The sequence below is a fragment of the Actinoplanes subtropicus genome (assembly GCF_000721705.1).
In the GTDB taxonomy this organism is placed as follows: Bacteria; Actinomycetota; Actinomycetes; order Mycobacteriales; family Micromonosporaceae; genus Actinoplanes; species Actinoplanes subtropicus.
On the sequence record NZ_JOJL01000029.1, the window covers coordinates 148831 to 165119 of the forward strand.

The 16289-nt window shown below is 71.3% G+C and carries 15 protein-coding genes; 8 read left to right on the forward strand and 7 right to left on the reverse strand.

Features of this window, described 5'->3' with window-relative positions; all coding sequences use genetic code 11:
• Positions 1-64: 64 nt before the first annotated feature.
• The 3 genes from IH26_RS0136760 to IH26_RS0136770 form a co-directional block, all read right to left on the reverse strand.
• Entirely contained in the window at positions 65-1357 is a 1293-nt protein-coding gene (locus IH26_RS0136760; protein WP_030440889.1) for an SAM-dependent methyltransferase, read from the reverse strand.
• A gap of 127 nt (positions 1358-1484) precedes the next feature.
• Positions 1485-2021 (reverse strand): helix-turn-helix domain-containing protein, encoded by a 537-nt coding sequence (locus tag IH26_RS0136765; protein ID WP_030440890.1) that lies wholly within the window; start codon positions 2019-2021, stop codon positions 1485-1487.
• A gap of 64 nt (positions 2022-2085) precedes the next feature.
• Complete coding sequence (locus tag IH26_RS0136770) at positions 2086-2772, reverse strand: DUF6461 domain-containing protein (RefSeq protein ID WP_157437567.1); 687 nt, start codon at positions 2770-2772, stop codon at positions 2086-2088.
• A 174-nt stretch (positions 2773-2946) separates the two neighbouring features.
• On the opposite strand from IH26_RS0136770, the gene IH26_RS0136775 reads away from it, so the two are divergent.
• Positions 2947-3705, forward strand: coding sequence for an SDR family oxidoreductase (locus IH26_RS0136775; RefSeq protein ID WP_030440892.1), 759 nt, complete (start codon positions 2947-2949; stop codon positions 3703-3705).
• Positions 3706-4077: 372 nt separating this feature from the next.
• Entirely contained in the window at positions 4078-4602 is a 525-nt protein-coding gene (locus tag IH26_RS0136780) for a YbaK/EbsC family protein (protein ID WP_030440893.1), read from the forward strand.
• Between the two features lie 28 nt (positions 4603-4630).
• Here IH26_RS0136780 and IH26_RS0136785 read toward each other — a convergent pair whose 3' ends face one another.
• From IH26_RS0136785 to IH26_RS0136800, 4 genes are read right to left on the reverse strand one after another with little or no spacing between them, the layout of a single operon-like run.
• The gene (locus IH26_RS0136785) at positions 4631-5272 is read right to left on the reverse strand and encodes a DsbA family oxidoreductase (RefSeq protein WP_030440894.1); all 642 of its coding nucleotides are present in this window, start codon (positions 5270-5272) and stop codon (positions 4631-4633) included.
• 24 nt (positions 5273-5296) lie between these two features.
• Positions 5297-5731, reverse strand: a complete 435-nt coding sequence (locus tag IH26_RS0136790; protein ID WP_030440895.1) for a SufE family protein — start codon at positions 5729-5731, stop codon at positions 5297-5299.
• Between the two features lie 24 nt (positions 5732-5755).
• Positions 5756-6148, reverse strand: coding sequence for a CBS domain-containing protein (locus IH26_RS0136795; protein ID WP_030440896.1), 393 nt, complete (start codon positions 6146-6148; stop codon positions 5756-5758).
• A gap of 28 nt (positions 6149-6176) precedes the next feature.
• Positions 6177-7910 carry a proline--tRNA ligase gene (locus IH26_RS0136800; RefSeq protein WP_030440897.1) on the reverse strand — a complete coding sequence of 578 codons (1734 nt, stop codon included), beginning with the start codon at positions 7908-7910 and terminating at the stop codon, positions 6177-6179.
• 136 nt (positions 7911-8046) lie between these two features.
• Here IH26_RS0136800 and IH26_RS0136805 point away from each other — a divergent pair, with 136 nt between their 5' ends.
• From IH26_RS0136805 to IH26_RS0136830, 6 genes are read left to right on the forward strand one after another with little or no spacing between them, the layout of a single operon-like run.
• On the forward strand, positions 8047-8826 hold the full coding sequence (locus IH26_RS0136805; RefSeq protein ID WP_030440898.1) for an SGNH/GDSL hydrolase family protein: 780 nt from the start codon (positions 8047-8049) through the stop codon (positions 8824-8826).
• A gap of 10 nt (positions 8827-8836) precedes the next feature.
• Complete coding sequence (locus tag IH26_RS0136810; protein ID WP_030440899.1) at positions 8837-9736, forward strand: sulfurtransferase; 900 nt, start codon at positions 8837-8839, stop codon at positions 9734-9736.
• A 53-nt stretch (positions 9737-9789) separates the two neighbouring features.
• Complete coding sequence (locus IH26_RS0136815) at positions 9790-11544, forward strand: HSP90 family protein (protein WP_030440900.1); 1755 nt, start codon at positions 9790-9792, stop codon at positions 11542-11544.
• The gene (locus IH26_RS0136820; RefSeq protein WP_030440901.1) at positions 11541-14300 is read left to right on the forward strand and encodes a hypothetical protein; all 2760 of its coding nucleotides are present in this window, start codon (positions 11541-11543) and stop codon (positions 14298-14300) included. The genes IH26_RS0136815 and IH26_RS0136820 overlap by 4 nt, the downstream gene beginning before the upstream one ends.
• A gap of 44 nt (positions 14301-14344) precedes the next feature.
• A complete protein-coding gene (locus tag IH26_RS0136825; RefSeq protein WP_030440902.1) occupies positions 14345-14950 on the forward strand; it encodes a TetR/AcrR family transcriptional regulator in 606 nt (201 codons plus the stop codon).
• A gap of 2 nt (positions 14951-14952) precedes the next feature.
• Positions 14953-16284: an acetyl-CoA carboxylase biotin carboxylase subunit gene (locus tag IH26_RS0136830; RefSeq protein WP_030440903.1), complete on the forward strand. Its 1332-nt coding sequence runs from the start codon at positions 14953-14955 to the stop codon at positions 16282-16284.
• Positions 16285-16289: the final 5 nt, after the last annotated feature.

Sequence of the window (16289 nt, forward strand, 5' to 3'; positions counted from 1 at the left end):
TGGTGAGCCGTGGTGCCCCGTCGGGGCAGGTGACCGGGCACCACGGCGGTCCGGGGAACGGCCGTCAGGCGACGAAGGCCGATCGGGTCGCGGGCATGTCGCTCGCGCCGTTGCGGTGGGTCTTGACCGCCAGCACCTGGTTCACGCCGATCCGGGCCTGCTCGAAGGCGAGCGCCGACGCGGCCATGTACAGGCGCCACACCCGGGCTCGTCCGGGACTGGTCAGGCTCACCGCCGCCGACCAGTCGGAGTCCAGGTTCGCCACCCAGGCGCGCAGCGTACGGGCGTAGTGCTCACGCAGCGCGTGCACGTCGCGTACCTCGAAACCGGCCTGCTCCAGCAGCGTGACCGTGGTGCCGATCGGGGCCAGCTCGCCGTCGGGGAACACGTACGAGTCGATGAAGGATTGCGGCTGGTCCGGTGACTTCTCCGGCAGGCGGAGACGGCCGATCTGGTGGTTGAGCAGCCGGCCGCCGGGCTTCAGCTGGCCGTGCAGGATCTCGGCGTACTCCCGGTAGGGGCCGGTGCCGACGTGCTCGGCCATGCCGACGCTGGAGATCGCGTCGAACGGGCTGTCGTCGAGGTCGCGGTAGTCCTGGATGCGGATCTCGATCTGGTCCGCCAGGCCGGCCTCGGCGACCTGCTTGCGGGCGAACTCGGCCTGCTCGCCGGAGAGCGTGATGCCGAGCACCGAGACGCCGTACTCGCGGGCCGCGTGGATGGCGAGACTGCCCCAGCCGCAGCCGACGTCGAGCAGGCGCTCGCCGGGCCGGAGCCCGAGCTTGCGGCAGATCAGGTCGAGCTTGTCGCGCTGGGCGTCGGCCAGGCCGTAGCCGGGAGCGTCCGACGTCCAGTAGGCGCAGGAGTAGACCATGCTCTCGCCGAGCACGATCCGGTAGAACTCGTTGCCCACGTCGTAGTGCTGGCTGACCGCCTGCCGGTCCCGGCGCCTGCTGTGCCGGTCGCCGCTGACGTGCATTTCCTCCGGCGGCGGCTTGGGCTGGGTGCCGAGGATGCCCAGGCGTACGAGATCGGCGGCGACGGTGTGGAGCGGCATGTCCTTGATCTCCGGCGATCGCCAGACCAGGGCGGCGAGGCGGTTGAGGGCGTCGTAGATGTCGCCCTCGAGGTCCAGCTCGCCGGCCACGTAGGCGCGGGCGAGGCCCAGCTCGTTGGGCTGCCACATGATCCGGCGCATCGCCCGCTTGTGCCGGATGACCAGGGTGGGGGCGTCGGCCGGCCCGGCGGAGGAGCCGTCCCAGGCTCTGATCCGCACCGGCATCGGCGTCTGCAGGACCGTCTCGAGAAGGCTGCTCAGCCTCGTGGCGACAGTCGAATGGGGAGCAATGGTAGCCATGGAACCTCCCGGGGGCGCAACCAGTCGCGCTGCGTGATCGCATCGACGCGGCCGGGGAATACCCGATCAACTATCCGCTCAACACGGTGACTTTCATAAGGTGCTTCTATAGCTTGTGATCGACGCCTCACACCGTCCGCAGCACCCGTTCGACCTTCTCGGCGGGCACCTGACGTGCGCGATCGCGGCGGCTGTCGGCCAGCGCCGCCAGTACCGTACGGCGCTCCACTTCGGACAGTATGCCGGCGAACGGCGATGTGCTACGCAATTCGATCGCGTACGGGGCGGACGAGGTCAACGCGTCGAGCACCGCCTCGGCGCCGCTGTCGATGACCGCCTCCCACCGGTCGAGCCATTCCCAGGAATGCCCCTCGGGGTGCAGCCGGCGCAGCCGACGCAGCGTGATCGCGGCCGCCGCGAGCAGCGCCATCGGGTTCGCGACGAACTTGCCGGCGATCGCCCGGTGCAGCCAGAGCTGTTCCAGCTGCTCCCGGGTCAGCACCGGCCGGACCAGGGCCTCCACGTCGGCGCGACGCAGTCGCCGGTGGGCGCCGTCGGTGACGTACGGCAGCAGGCCGCGGGCGCAGAGATCGACGACCTGCTCCCGCGAGACGCGCAGCGTGATCGCCGCCTCGCCGACGCTCAGCAACTCACCGGGACGCATCGTCACGGCTGAATGTTCGCGCCGCGGGGTGTCCGCTGCAACAACCGAATGGCTATTGATTCTTTCACCCCTGGGTCCGGAGGACCTCCGTGAGCAGGTAGGTGTGGCTGTACAGCAGGTCCTGCGTCATCTCGGTGCCGGTGAGCCGCTCGGTCACGGCGAAGGCCGCCGCGGTGTTCTGCTTCGGGTCGCCGGCGGTGCCGAAGCCGGCCGAGGAGATCATCGGAGCCAGTTCGGCGGCGCGGGCCCCGGACACCCGCGCCGGGGCCAGCGGGTCGAAGTCGAGCTGGATCGCGGAGTCGTGCAGCAGCAGGAACCGGCCGTGCCCGTCCGGGCCGCGCTGGTGCGCCACCACCGTCGTGCCGGCCGACAGCGGCCGGACCAGACTGTCGGTGACCCCGAGGTCGCCGGCGTCCTCGACGATCAGCGACCAGCCCTCGACCCGGGCGACGCCGATGAAGTAGCGGGAGCGCGGGCCGGACTCGCCGTCACCGGAGCCGACCAGCTGCTGCCAGCTGACTCGCTCGAGCTCCCGGCCGTGCAGCCGCTTGAGCACCTGCTGCGGGGTGAGCTCCTTGACCCAGGTGAAGCAGAAGCCCCGGGCCAGGTCGGGCTCCAGCGCGAACCATCGGTAGTCGTTGGCGACCGCGGCGCGCGGCGTGGCGGCCGCCGCCGGGGTGCCGGCGCGGCGGCGGCCGCAGGCCGCGAGCGCGGCCGCGCTCATCAGGAGGGCGAGTGATCGACGTCGCACCGCGACAGTAGATCAAAATCCCGGCCCGGCCGGGACCCGGTCGGACACTCGATGGATTCGCATGCACGAGCCGCGATGCTCCTCCACAACCCCCGGAGAGTTGGCAAGATCCCAACACTGAGCGGAGTGACCCGAGACACGTCACGTTGCCGCGGGGTCGGTCGTCCCCACGGCATGAGCGAAAACGTAAACGTGCTGGTGACCGGGGCGAGTGGAACGCTGGGGACCGTCGTGGTTCCGCGATTGGAGAAGGACGGCTACCGGGTACGCCCGATGAGCCGGCGAGGGCGACCGGGGTGGGTCGCCGCCGACCTGCGAACCGGCGAAGGGCTGGCCGAGGCGGTGGCCGGGGTGGACGTGATCGTGCACCTGGCCTCGGCGCCTGGGCGCCCGCAGCAGACCGACGTCGAGGGCACCCGGTTGCTGCTGACCGAGGCGCGGAAGGCGGGCGTCCGGCACGTCCTGTACGTGTCGATCAACGGCATCGACCGGGTCCCGTACCGCTACTACCAGGCCAAGCTCGACACCGAGGCGGTCGTGAAGGCGAGCGGCGTCCCCTACACGATCCTGCGGGCGGCCCAGTTCCACCCGTTCGTCGAGATGCTGCTGGCAACGGTCAGCAAGGCCGGGCCGGTGATCATCGACCCGAAGTGGCAGGTCCAGCCGGTGGCGCTGGACGACGTTGCGGACCGGATCGTCAACCTGATCGCGCTGCCGCCGACCGGTGAGACGATCGAATACGCCGGGCCGCAGGTGCTCAGCTTCGACGAGGTGGCCCGCTCCTGGCTGGTGGCCCGCGGCTCGAAGCGGCCGATCTGGCGGCTGCGCTTCCCGGGCGGCATGGCCAAGGCGATCCGGGCCGGCGCCCAAACCACCACGGCCACCCCGACCGGAACCGGGACGTGGCAGGAGTACCTGGCCGCCAAGTACTGACCGTGGCCGTCGCAGACCGGAGCACACGGCGGCGTGGCGCACCGGCGGCGGAGCGGCACCTGCTCGACAGGCCGACGTGGGCTGCGAGGCAGCCGCTCCAACTTCCTGGGCCACGAGGCGGCGGCATCTTGCCCGGCTAGTATCTTGCCCGGCTAGTATCTTGCCCGGCTAGTATCTTGCCCGGCTAGTATCTTGCCCGGCTAGTATCTCGCCGGGCTAGTATCTCGCCCGGCCATCGTCTTGCGGCGAGTGGTGTGGGCGGCGAGGTGGCGGCTCCGGGTGCACCGATCGCATGTGGCCGCCCCGCCCGGCGGAGACGCGCCCAGGCGGGACTGTCTCCTGGGCCGGGATTGGGCGAGGATGGCGGGCGTGATGGGAAGCCTCCAACTCGAACCCGCCCAATCCCGCCCCGACCTGCTCGCCGCGCCGGTGGCCAAGGCGCTGGTCGACGTCGATCAGGTGCTGGTCGCGCCGATCGATCCCGGCCTGGCCGACACCGCCGCGTTCTGCGACGCGTACGGCGTGGGGCTGGACGTCTCGGCGAACTGCGTGGTGGTGGCCGGCAAGCGCGACGGCGTGACCAAATACGCCGCCTGCGTCATCCTCGCCACCACCCGGGCCGACGTGAACGGCGTGATCCGCCGGCACCTGGACGTGCGTAAGTGCAGCTTCGCCCCGATGGACGAAGCGGTCGCGCTGACCGGGATGGAGTACGGCGGCATCACCCCGATCGGCCTGCCCGCCGACTGGCCGATCCTGGTCGATGCCCGGGTCGCCGCCACCCCGCAGGTGATCGTCGGCTCCGGCGTCCGGCACAGCAAGATCGCGATCGCCGGCCCGGCGCTAGGTTCGCTTCCCGGCGCCCAGGTCATCGAGGGCCTGGCGAAAGACGTCTAGATCTATCAATGTCGTTCCACGTGAAACGTCATTGATCAATGTCGACCGACTCCCGGCGGGCGATCTCCTCGAAGGCGGACAGGATCGTCGCCGACTCCTGGGCGCCCTGGATCGCGTACTTCCCGTCGATGACGAACGTCGGGACGCTGGTGATGCCGAGCTCCTGCGCCTCGCGCAGGTCGGTGTTGACCGCCTCGGTCCCGGCCGGCGACTCCAGGTACGCCAGCGCCGCCGCCGGGTCGAGCCCGATCGAGCCGGCCACCTCGGCGAGCGCCGGCCGGGAGCCGATGTCGATGCCCTTGACGAAGTGCGCCTGCTGCAGCGCGTCCAGCATCTCGGCCTGCCGGCCCTGACCGGCCGCCCACGCGATCAGCCGGTGCGCCTCGAACGTATTGGCCGCGATCGCCCGGGCGAAGTCGAGGTGCAGACCGTCGCCCGCGGCGATCCCGGCGACGTGCGTGAACATCTGCTCGGCCCGCTCCCGCCCGCCGAACTTCGCGGCCATCGCGTCCTTGGTCCGCACGGGAGTGGGCACCGGGGAGGGATCGAGCTGGTACGCCCGGAACGTCACCGTCACGTCCCCCGGGAACTCGGCGATCGCCTTCTCGAGCCGCTTCTTGCCGATGTAGCACCACGGGCACACGACATCGGACCAGACCTGAATATCCACGAGAACTCCGATCGGGGGCGAGGGTCAGCGGGGGGCGAGTTGCGCGGCGACCTGCCGCTTGAGCCGGGCGAGGATCGCCGACCCGCCGCGGATGCGCAGCGGGCTGATCGCCTGCCCCAGCCCCATCCGAGCGTAGAGATCATCCGGTACGGCGAGGATCTCGGCCGTCGACGCTCCCTCGAGCCCCTCGGCGAGCACGCCCGCGAACGCCCGGGTCGTCGGCGCCTCGGGCGGGCAGTCGAACCACGTCCGCACGGTGTCGTCCGGCTGGACCACGGCCTTGAGGAAGAACGCCGTCTGGCACTCGGGCACCTGCTCCATGCCGTCGTGCCCGGCCAATTCGGCCGGCAGCGGCGGCATCGCGTCGGCGAACTCGATCAGCATCTCGAGCACGACGTCGCGCGGGGCCGAGGCGAACTCCTCGACGATCTCGGCCAGCTTCGGGGGCATGTCGGTCACACCCCGAACCCTACGTCGGCAACCTCAGGCGGATGCCGACGTCGGAAGGAGGGCCAGATCACTCAGGCTGATGATGCCGACGACCTTGCGATCGGCGTCACAGACCAGCAGCCGCCGGACGCCGCGCTCGCGCATCGCCTGCAGCGCCTCCTCCACGGTCGCCGACTGCTCAACCATGATCAGCTCGTGCGCGGTGATCGAGCCGAGCGTGGTCTTCTTGGGTGGCAGGTTCTCGGCGATCGCGCGGATCACGATGTCCCGGTCGGTGACCAGGCCCACCATGGTGGGGCCGCTGGTGACCACCACGTCGCCGATGCCCTTGTCCCGCATCGCCTGCGCGGCCTCGTCGAGCATCGTGGCCTCGGGCAGGTAGACGACCCGCCGAGTCATCACCTCGCCGACCGACACCTTGGCCATGGTGGTTACCTCCCGTTGAAATGTCCGGTTACCCGAGTGCACCCGTGATTACACGTAGTACGTCCGTGATTGGCAGCTCGGATCGCTCGCCGGTGCGCCGGTCGCGGAATTCGACCAGGCCCTCGGCGAGGCGCCGGCCTACCACCACCGAGCGCGCGACGCCGATCAGCTCGGCATCGGTGAACTTCACACCCGCGGACAGCTGCGGCCGGTCGTCGACCAGCACCCGCAGGCCGGCCGCGACCAGCTGCCGGGCGAGCTCCAGCGCCGCCTCGACCTGGCCGTCCTTGCCGGCGGCGACCACGTGCACATCGGCCGGCGCGACCTCGTCCGGCCAGAGCAGGCCGCGCTCGTCGTGGTGCTGCTCGGCGATCGCCGCGACCGCGCGGGACACGCCGATCCCGTACGAACCCATGGTCGGGCGCACCGGCTTGCCGTCGACGCCGAGCACATCGACCTTGAACGCGTCGGTGTACTTGCGACCGAGCTGGAAGACGTGCGCGATCTCGATGCCCCGCCGGATGGTGAGCGTGCCCTCGCCACACGACGGGCAGGGATCGCCGGCCCGCACCTCGGCCGCCTCGATCGTGCCGTCCGGGGTGAAGTCGCGGCCGGCCACCACGTTCGTCGCGTGCTTGCCGGCCTCGTTCGCGCCGGTCAGCCAGGCGGTGCCGGGGGCGACCCGCGGGTCGGCCAGGTAGCGCGCCTTGAGTCCTTGCGGGCCGATGTAGCCCTTGACCAGGTCGGGGCGGGACGCGAAGTCGTCGAAGAGGGTGGCGGTGGCGGGAGCGAGCGCGGCGTCGAGGCGCTTCAGATCAACTTCACGATCACCCGGTACGCCGATGACCAGCAGCTCTTCCTCGCCGCCGGGCTGCTGGACGGTGACCACCACGTTCTTCAGGGTGTCGGCGGCGGTCCAGTCGGTGCGGCCGTCCAGGGAGCGCTCGTTCGCCAGGTCGACCAGCGCGGCGATCGTCGGCGTCGCCGGGGTGTCGTGCACGGCCAGCGGCGCCGCGGCGGCGGAGACGACCACCGGCGCCGGTGTGATCACCGCCTCGGTGTTCGCCGCGTACGAGCACGTCGTGCAACCGACAAACGTGTCCTCGCCCACCTCGGAGGCGGCCAGGAACTCCTCGGAGGCCGAGCCGCCCATGGCGCCGGACACCGCGGCGACGATCGTGTGGTCGAGGCCGAGCCGGTCGAAGATCCGCTGGTAGGAGGCGCGGACCGTGGCATAGACGGTGACCAGTTCGAGGTCGGTGAGCGTGAACGAGTACGCGTCCTTCATCAGGAACTCGCGGCCGCGCAGCAGCCCGGCCCGGGGGCGCGCCTCGTCGCGATACTTGGTCTGCACCTGGAACAGCAGCCGGGGGAAGTCCCGGTAGGAGCTGGTCATGTCCTGCACGAGCAGGGTGAACATCTCCTCGTGGGTGGGCGCCAGCAGGTATTCGCCGCCGCGCCTGTCGCGCAGCCGGAAGATGTCGTCGCCGTACTCCGTCCAGCGGTTGCTCAGCTCGTACGGCTCGCGCGGGAGCAGCGCCGGGAAGGAGACCTCCTGGCCGCCGATGGCGGTCATCTCCTCGCGCACCACGGCGGTCACCCGGTCGAGGACGAGCTTGCCGAGCGGGAGCCAGGTATACCCGCCCGGGGCGGCGCGACGGATGTACCCGGCGCGCAGCAGCAGCCGATGGCTCGGCACCTCCGCGTCCGCCGGCTCCTCACGCAGGGTCTTGAGCAGCAAGGTGGACATTCGTAACAGCATGCCGAGCAGCGTATTGAGGGCGCATCGGGGAAACCACCGGATATCGCTTGTGTCGCCATCGTCACGCTGCGATGTTGGTCCAACCGGTGGAAAACTCACTGCCAGATACAGGTGAAGGCACGTTAAGGGGGCGCGGATGATCTGGCGCAGCTTCGTGGCCATGGGGGACAGCTTCACCGAGGGCCTCAGCGACGCATATCCCGACGGAACCTACCGCGGCTGGGCCGATCTGGTCGCCGCGCGGCTGGCGGTGGAGTACGGACCCGACTTCGGCTACGCGAACCTGGCGATTCGCGGCAAGCTGCTCGACCAGATCATCGATGAGCAGCTGGAACCGACCCTGGCGATGAGCCCGGGCCTGGTCAGCTTCGCCGGCGGCGGCAACGACGTGCTGCGCCCCCGGGTCGACGCGCACCGGCTGGTCGCCCGGATGGAACCGATGGTGGCCCAGCTGCGCGAGCAGGGCACCGACGTGATCCTGTTCCGGTTCGCCGACGTCACCGCGCACCTGCCGGGGCAGCGCATCATGAGCCCGCGCGCGGCGATCCTCAACGACGGCGCCGCCATGCTCGGCGAGAAGTACGGCGCGTACGTGATCGATCTGTTCGGCGACGACAAGTTCCACCACCCGCAGATGTGGGCGCCCGACCGCCTGCACCTGTCCGCCGCCGGTCACCGCCGGGTCGCCGCGCACGTGCTCAGCGCGCTCGGCGTCGGCGCGGAGGACGAGTGGATGCTGGTGCCGCCGATGCCCGAGCCGACCCCGTGGCTGCTGGCCCGCGGCGCCGACCTGCGCTGGGCCCGCGAGCACCTGGTGCCGTGGGTGACCCGGCACGTGCGCGGCCACTCCAGTGGCGATCGCGTCACAGCCAAGCGTCCCGCGTTGGCCCCCATAGAGCGGCTATCGAAGCGCTAGCGTGACAGGCATGTCCGTTGCGAACGATCCGGCGCCTTCCCTGCAGGCCTACGCGCACCCCGACAAGCTCGTCACCACCGAGTGGCTGGCCGCCAACCTCGACACGCCCGGCCTCGTGGTCGTGGAGTCGGACGAGGACGTGCTGCTCTACGACACCGGGCACATCCCGGGCGCGGTCAAGGTCGACTGGCACCTCGAGCTCAACGACCAGGTCACCCGCGACTACCTCGATCCCGCCGCGTTCGCCGCCATGTGTGAGGCGAAGGGCATCGGCCGGGACGACACGATCGTCTTCTACGGGGACAACTTCAACTGGTGGGCGGCGTACGCCCTCTGGGTCTTCAGTCTCTTCGGCCACCGTGACGTCCGGCTGCTGGACGGCGGCCGGCAGAAGTGGGTGGCCGAAGGCCGCCCGGTCACCCGGGAGAAGACCGAGCGCCCGGCGGCGGAGTATCCGGTGCCGGTCCGCAGCGACGTCGAGATCCGCGCCTTCCGCGACCAGGTCATGGGGCACATCGCGAGCGGCCGGCCGCTGGTCGACGTGCGCTCGCCGCAGGAGTACACCGGCGAGCTCACGCACATGGCGGCGTACCCGCAGGAGGGCGCGCTGCGCGGCGGGCACATCCCGGGCGCGCTGAGCAAGCCGTGGAAGTCGGCGGCGAACGACGACGGCACGTTCAAGCCGGCCGACGAGCTCACCACGATCTACCACGACGAGCTCGGGCTGGAATCGGGCGACGACATCATCGCCTACTGCCGGATCGGGGAGCGGTCGAGCCACACCTGGTTCGTGCTGCACCACCTGCTCGGCTACCCGCAGGTCCGCAACTACGACGGCTCCTGGACGGAGTGGGGCAACCTGGTGCGCGCGCCGATCGCCAAGGGCCCCGAGCCCGGGGGCATGCACTGAGTTTGCGGTGCGGGCGAGAAAACTGTCAGGGGTAACCGGTAGTTTTCTCGCCCGTGAGCAACACGTTCCAGGTCGATCTACGGGGCATCGTCGATCTGCTGAGTCACCACCTCTACGCGAGCCCACGCGTCTACGTCCGCGAGCTGCTGCAGAACGCGGTGGATGCGATCGTCGCGACCGGCTCGCCGGCGGCCGGCGCCATTCAAATCAGCACGGGCCGGATCAGCACCGGCGCCGACGGCCTGCGGATCAGCGACAACGGCATCGGGCTGACCGACGCCCAGGTGCACGAGTTGCTGGCCACGATCGGGCGCAGCTCGAAACGCGACGAGCTCGGCTTCGCCCGGCACGAGTTCCTCGGCCAGTTCGGCATCGGCCTGCTCTCCTGCTTCCTGGTGGCCGACGAGATCCGGGTGCACACCCGGCGGGCCGGCGCCGAGCCGGTGCGCTGGACGGGTTACTCCGACGGCCGCTACGAGGTGGGTCCGGGCGAGGAGCGCGAGCCGGGGACCACGGTCACCCTGCTGCCGCGCCGCGGCGCCGAGCACCTTCTTTCCGGTACGACCGTCCGCGAGCTCGCCGAGATGTACGGGTCGATGTTGCCGGTCGCCGTCGAGGTGGACGGGCAGCCGACGACCGCGGGCGTGGTGCCGTGGGAGGCCGGGCGTGCGGAGCTCTACGCGTACGGCGAAAAGATCTTCGGTTTTGCTCCGTTCGACGTGATCGAGCTGGACGTGCCCGAGGCGGGCCTGACCGGGGCCGCGTTCGTGCTGCCCGCCCCGGTCAACCCGGCGACCCGCGGCGGTCACCGGGTCTATCTCAAGCGCATGCTGCTGGCCGAGAGCGTGGAGGGGCTGCTGCCCGAGTGGGCGTTCTTCGCCCGATGCGTGGTCGACAGCACCGAGCTGCGCCCGACCGCGAGCCGCGAGGCGCTGTACGACGACGGCCTGCTCAACGCCGCCCGCGAGGCGATCGCCGACCAGCTGCGCGGGTGGCTGGTGCGGCTGGCCACCTCCGAACCGCGGCGGCTGGCCCGGTTCCTCGGCATCCATCATCTCGGGGTCAAGGCGCTCGCCCTGCACGACGACGAGATGCTGCGCATCGTCGAGCAGTGGTACCCGATGGAGACCAACATGGGCCACGTCACGCTCGCCGAGTTCCGCGAGCGGCACGGCCTGATCCGGTACGCGGCGACCGCCGACGAGTTCCGCCAGCTCGCCTCCGTCGCCGCCGCGCAGGATGTCGGCCTGGTCAACGGCGGCTACGTCTACGACACCGAGATCATCGAGCGGCTGGCCACAGTGGACCCCGAGGTCCGCGCCGAGCGGCTCGAGCCGACCGACCTGGCCACCCGCTTCACCGGGCTGGATGCCGAGGCCGAGCTGCGGCTGCGCCCGTTCCTCGCGGCCGCGCAGCGCCGGCTCGACCGGCTCGGCTGCGAGGTGGTGATCCGCGCGTACGACCCGGTCACGCTGCCGGCTCTCTATCTGGTGAGCCGGGCGGCGGCGTTCCACGACGAGTTGACCGCGAGCCGCGACCGGGCCGACGACATCTGGGGCGGCGTGCTCGACGCGCTGGCCACCACCGCGCCGGCCGACCGCCCGCAGCTCGTGCTGAATGCGCGGAATCCGCTGGTCCGCCGGGTCACCGCGATCGCCGATCCCGAGCTGGCCGGTCTCGCCGTCGAGTCGCTCTACGGCCAGGCGCTGATGCTCGGCCACCACCCGATCCGCCCGGCCGACGCGGCGCTGCTGACCACGTCGATGCTCGGCCTGCTGGACCGCGCGCTGCCTGGAGGTGAGGTATGAAGACGACCGGCGAGCTGTGGGAGCTACTGCAGCAATCCGGCAGCCTGCCGTACGGCGCTGCGAAGATCGCGCTGATCGAGGAGGTGCTGCGGCACGTCGAGGCGGTCGGCGATCCGGATCTGGCCTTCACCACCCGGATGCTGGCGACGTCGGCGTACATCTACGGCGGCGAGCCGATCAAGGCGTTCCCGACCTTCTCCTGGTGCGTGGCCGATTTCGACAACAAACCGGGCCCGCATCACCAGCGCTGGGCGCACACCCTGCTCTGGGATTTCAAGGCGATGGTCTCCGGCCTGACCCGGTTCCCGGAGATCCCGCTGGACCGGACGTACGGCGTGCTCGACGACATGGAGCGGCGGTATCGCGAGGGCGGGCACAGCCTGCAGGCGGTGTACAAGCGGCGGCAGCTGGTCGCGCGGCATCTCGGCGAGACCGAGCAGGAGGACGAGTGGTTCGAGCGGTGGCAGGCCGCCGAGCGTGACGACCTCTCCGACTGCGCCGGCTGCGACCCGCGGTCGGTGGTGGTCTACCTCGGCACCCGCGGCCGGTACGAGGAGGCGGTCGCGCTGGCCGAGCCGGTGCTGGCCGGCGAGCTGACCTGCAACGAGCAGCCGCAGAGCATCCTCACCGAGCTGATGGAGCCGTACCTGATGACCGGCCGGCTCGCCGAGGCGGTCGATGCGCACCGCCGGGCCTACCGGGTGCATCGGTCGCGGCTGGCCGACCTCGGCGACGTCGGATGGCAGATGGCGTTCTGCGCGCGTACCGGGAACGAGCACCGCGGGCTGGAGATCCTGCAGCGCCACCTGGAGTGGCTCGACCGGGCGCCGTCGCCGTTCACCGCGATGACCTTCGCGACGTACGGGTCGTACGTGCTGCGCCGGGTCACCGCCCTCGGCCACGGCGACGTGACGGTCCGCCGCAAGGGCCGGGCGGACAGCACGGCCGCCGAGCTGGCCGAGGAGCTGGCCGCGACGGCGACCGGGATAGCCGCGCGCTTCGACGCCCGCAACGGCACCGGCACGCAGGGCCGTTGGGTGGCCGAGCAGTTGGTGGCCGAGCCGTACGGGGTCGATCTGATCCTCGACCCGGCGGCCCGCCAGACCCGCCCGGCGGTGAGCCAGACACCCAAGCCGGAGCCGGCACCGGAGATCCCAGCCGAATGGACCGTCGAGCAGCTGCTCGACCTGGCCCGGCAGCACAACCGAGCCGACCGGGCCGAGGCGCTCGCGGCGGTGCTCGACGCCCTACCCGCCACATTGGACGATCCGCTGCAGGAGGCGCGGCGGCTCGAGCTGGCCGGCTTCCGGGCCCGGCCGGCCGACCGCGGCCGCGCAATGGAGCTGTGGGCCGGGGCGGCCGAGCGGTTCGCCGAAGCCGGCGCCACCGCGCAACTCTCGCAGGTGCGTTCGCGCATCGCGCTGGAAAACGCCCACCTCGGTGAGATCGACGAAGCGCCGATCCACGCCGACCTGGCCTACCAGGAGGAGCACGGCGGCCCGCGGGAGCGGGCCATCGCGCACGGGCGGCTGTCGATTCTGCACCTGTTGCGCGGCGAGGTGGCGGAGGCCAATGAGGCCGGCGACCGCGCCTACGCCTACGCCGAGGAGGCCGGTGACCAGCGGTTGGTCGCGATGCAGGCGATGCTGCAAGCCCGCAACCGCGCCGCGGCCGACCGCGACGACGAGGCGGTCGCCGCGGCTCGGCAGGGCTACGAGTTCTACCGTGCACACGGCCCGGCACGCGGACTGGCCGAGGCGGCGAACCTCCTCGGGCACGCGGTGGACGACCCGGCCGAGCGGGTCGAGCTGTTCGGCGTCGTGATCGACACCGGGGATCCGGACCAGGCGCTGCCCGCCCGGGTCGGGCGTGGCCACGCGCTCAAGCGGCTGGGCCGCCCCGGGGAGGCGGTGGTCGACCTGGCCGAGGCGGTCGCGCTCTGCGCCGAGCACCGGCTGGAGCCGGGCGGGGCGTTCGCGCGGTACGAGCTGGCCGAGGCGTACGCGCAGGACGAGCGCCCGGTCGAGGCGGTCGAGGTGGCCGAGGAGGCGCTGCTCTTCTTCGACCGCGCCGACGAGCGCCGGGCCGCCGACAACACCCGCTACCTGCTGGCCCAGCAGTATCGCCGGCTCGGCGACGCCGACGCCGCGCTGGCCCGGTACCGCGAACTGATCGAGCGGCTCACCGACAACCCGCACGGCCGCGCCCAGATGGGCGAGGAGGCCGGCGCGTTGCTGTTCGACCTCGACCGGGACGCCGACGCGGCCGAGGCGTTCGGTGCCGCCGCCACCTGCCTGCACGACGCCGGTGACCTGGTCGCCGAGCTGCGGCTGCGGCGCCGGCGGGTGGCCGCGCTGCACTTCGCCGACGAGGTCGAGGCGGCCGAGGAGGCGATCCGGCTGGCCGACGAGCGGTGGAGCGAGCTGCCGGCCGAGCTGGCCGCCGAGCCGGAGGCGATCTGGCATCACGGCATGACGATGTGGGAGGCGGGCCGGGTGCTGATGTCCCGCGGGCGGTACGCCGACGCGCTGCCACACCTGCACGGCGCCGACGCCCCGCTGCGGGCGATCGGCGCGACCGACGACGCCGACCATCTGGCCCGGATGTACGGCGAGGCGCTGCTGCGCTCGGGTTCGCCGGCCGACGCCGAACCGGTCGTGCGAAAGTTACTCGACGGTATGGCGCCGGACGCACCGGGGCGGGAGACTGCGGAGAAGGTGTACGCCGAGATCCGTGCGGCGCTCGGCACATCCTGAACGCCCGTTAAGGCGATCGCTTGACATCAGGCTAGAGTGACCCTGTGACGACGGTTGATCAGCAGCAGCGCCCCGGGCCGCCCGCTCCCCGGCGGCGGTCGCGGCGGGACGAGATCCTCGAGATCGCCGTGGGCCTGTTCGCGGCCCGCGGCTATCACGGCGTCTCGATGGACGACATCGGCTCGGCCGCCGGCGTGACCGGCCCGGCGCTCTACCACCACTTCGCCGGCAAGGAGGCGATGTTGGTGGCCGCGCTGATCCCGGTGAGTGAGGGCCTGCTGCACGGCGGCCAGGCCCGGGTCGCCGAGCACCCCGACGATCCCCGCGCCGCGCTGGCCGACCTGATCGACTTCCATGTCGAGTTCGCCCTGGCCAACCCCGCGGTCATCGCCCTGCACCTGCACGAGCTCGACCGCCTGCCGGACGAGCCGCGCCGGCAGATCCGCCGCCTGCAGCGCCTCTACGTCGAGGAGTGGGTGGTCGTGCTCGGCAAGCTGCGGCCCGAGCTCGACCCGGCCGAGGCGCGGGTGCTGGCCCACTCGGCGTTCGGCCTGATGAACTCGACGCCGTTCCTGGGCGGCGAGGTCGACCGGCGCCGCCGGGCCGCCCTGCTGCGGGACGCGACCGGCCACGCCCTGCTGGGCCAGTGACGATGATCGAGTCGCTGCTGGTCGCCAACCGTGGCGAGATCGCCCGCCGGATCATCCGTACCGCCAAGCGCCTGGGCATCCGGACCATCGCCGTCCACTCGGATGTCGACGCCGACCTGCCGTTCGTCGCCGAGGCCGACGACGCGGTGGCGATCGGGCCGGCCAACCCGGCGCAGAGCTACCGCAACGCCGAGGCGATCCTGGCCGCCGCCAAGTCGACCGGCGCCCGGGCCATCCACCCCGGCTACGGCTTCCTCAGCGAGAACGCCGACTTCGCCCGCGCGGTCGAGGCGCACGGCCTGATCTGGGTCGGCCCGCCGGCCGACGCGATCGCCGCGATGGGCGACAAGATCAACGCCCGTAACCTGATGGCCGAGGCCGGCGTGCCGGTCGCGCCGGGCACGCACGACCCGGCCGCCACCGTCGAGGCGGCGATCGAGGCGGCCGCAAGCATCGGCTACCCGGTGATGGTCAAGGCCGCGGCGGGCGGCGGTGGCATGGGCATGGCGGTCGCCGCCGACGAGGCCGGGCTGCGCGTCGAGTACGACAAGGTCCGCGCGTTCGCCGAGCGGATGTTCGGCGACGGCTCGGTGCTGATCGAGCGGTACTTCCCCCGGGTGCGCCACGTCGAGGTGCAGATCCTTGGTCTCGCCGACGGCCGGGTGATCGCGCTGAGCGAGCGCGAGTGCTCGGTGCAGCGCCGCAACCAGAAACTGGTCGAGGAGGCGCCGTCCCCCGCGGTCGGCCCCCAACTGCGGGAACGCCTCCTCACTGCCGCGGTCCAGGCCGGCGAGGCGGTGGGCTATCGCAACGCCGGCACGGTCGAGTGCCTGCTCGACCCCACGACCGGCGAGTTCTTCTTCCTGGAGATGAACACCCGGCTGCAGGTCGAGCATCCGATTACGGAGCTGATCCACGGCATCGACCTGGTCGAGGAGCAGCTGCGGATTGCGTCCGGTTTGGACACAAATTTCCAGATAAAACCGACGAGCGGCCACGCGATCGAGCTGCGGATCAACGCCGAGGACCCGAAGCGCTTCCTGCCCGGCCCCGGCAAGGTCACGACCTGGGTCGAGCCGACCGGCGAGGGCGTCCGCGTCGATTCCGGTTACACCGCCGGCACCATGGTCACCCCGTCGTACGACTCGCTGATGGCCAAGCTGATCGTCTTCGGCGCCGACCGGGACGACGCGATCGCCAAGGCCCGCGCCGCGGTGGCCGGCTTCGAGATCGTCGGCCCCAAGAACAACCTGCCGTTCTTCGCCGAGTTGCTGACGAACGACGAGTTCCTGGCCGGTGACTACGACACCGGCATCGTCTCCCGGATGAGGTGAACCGC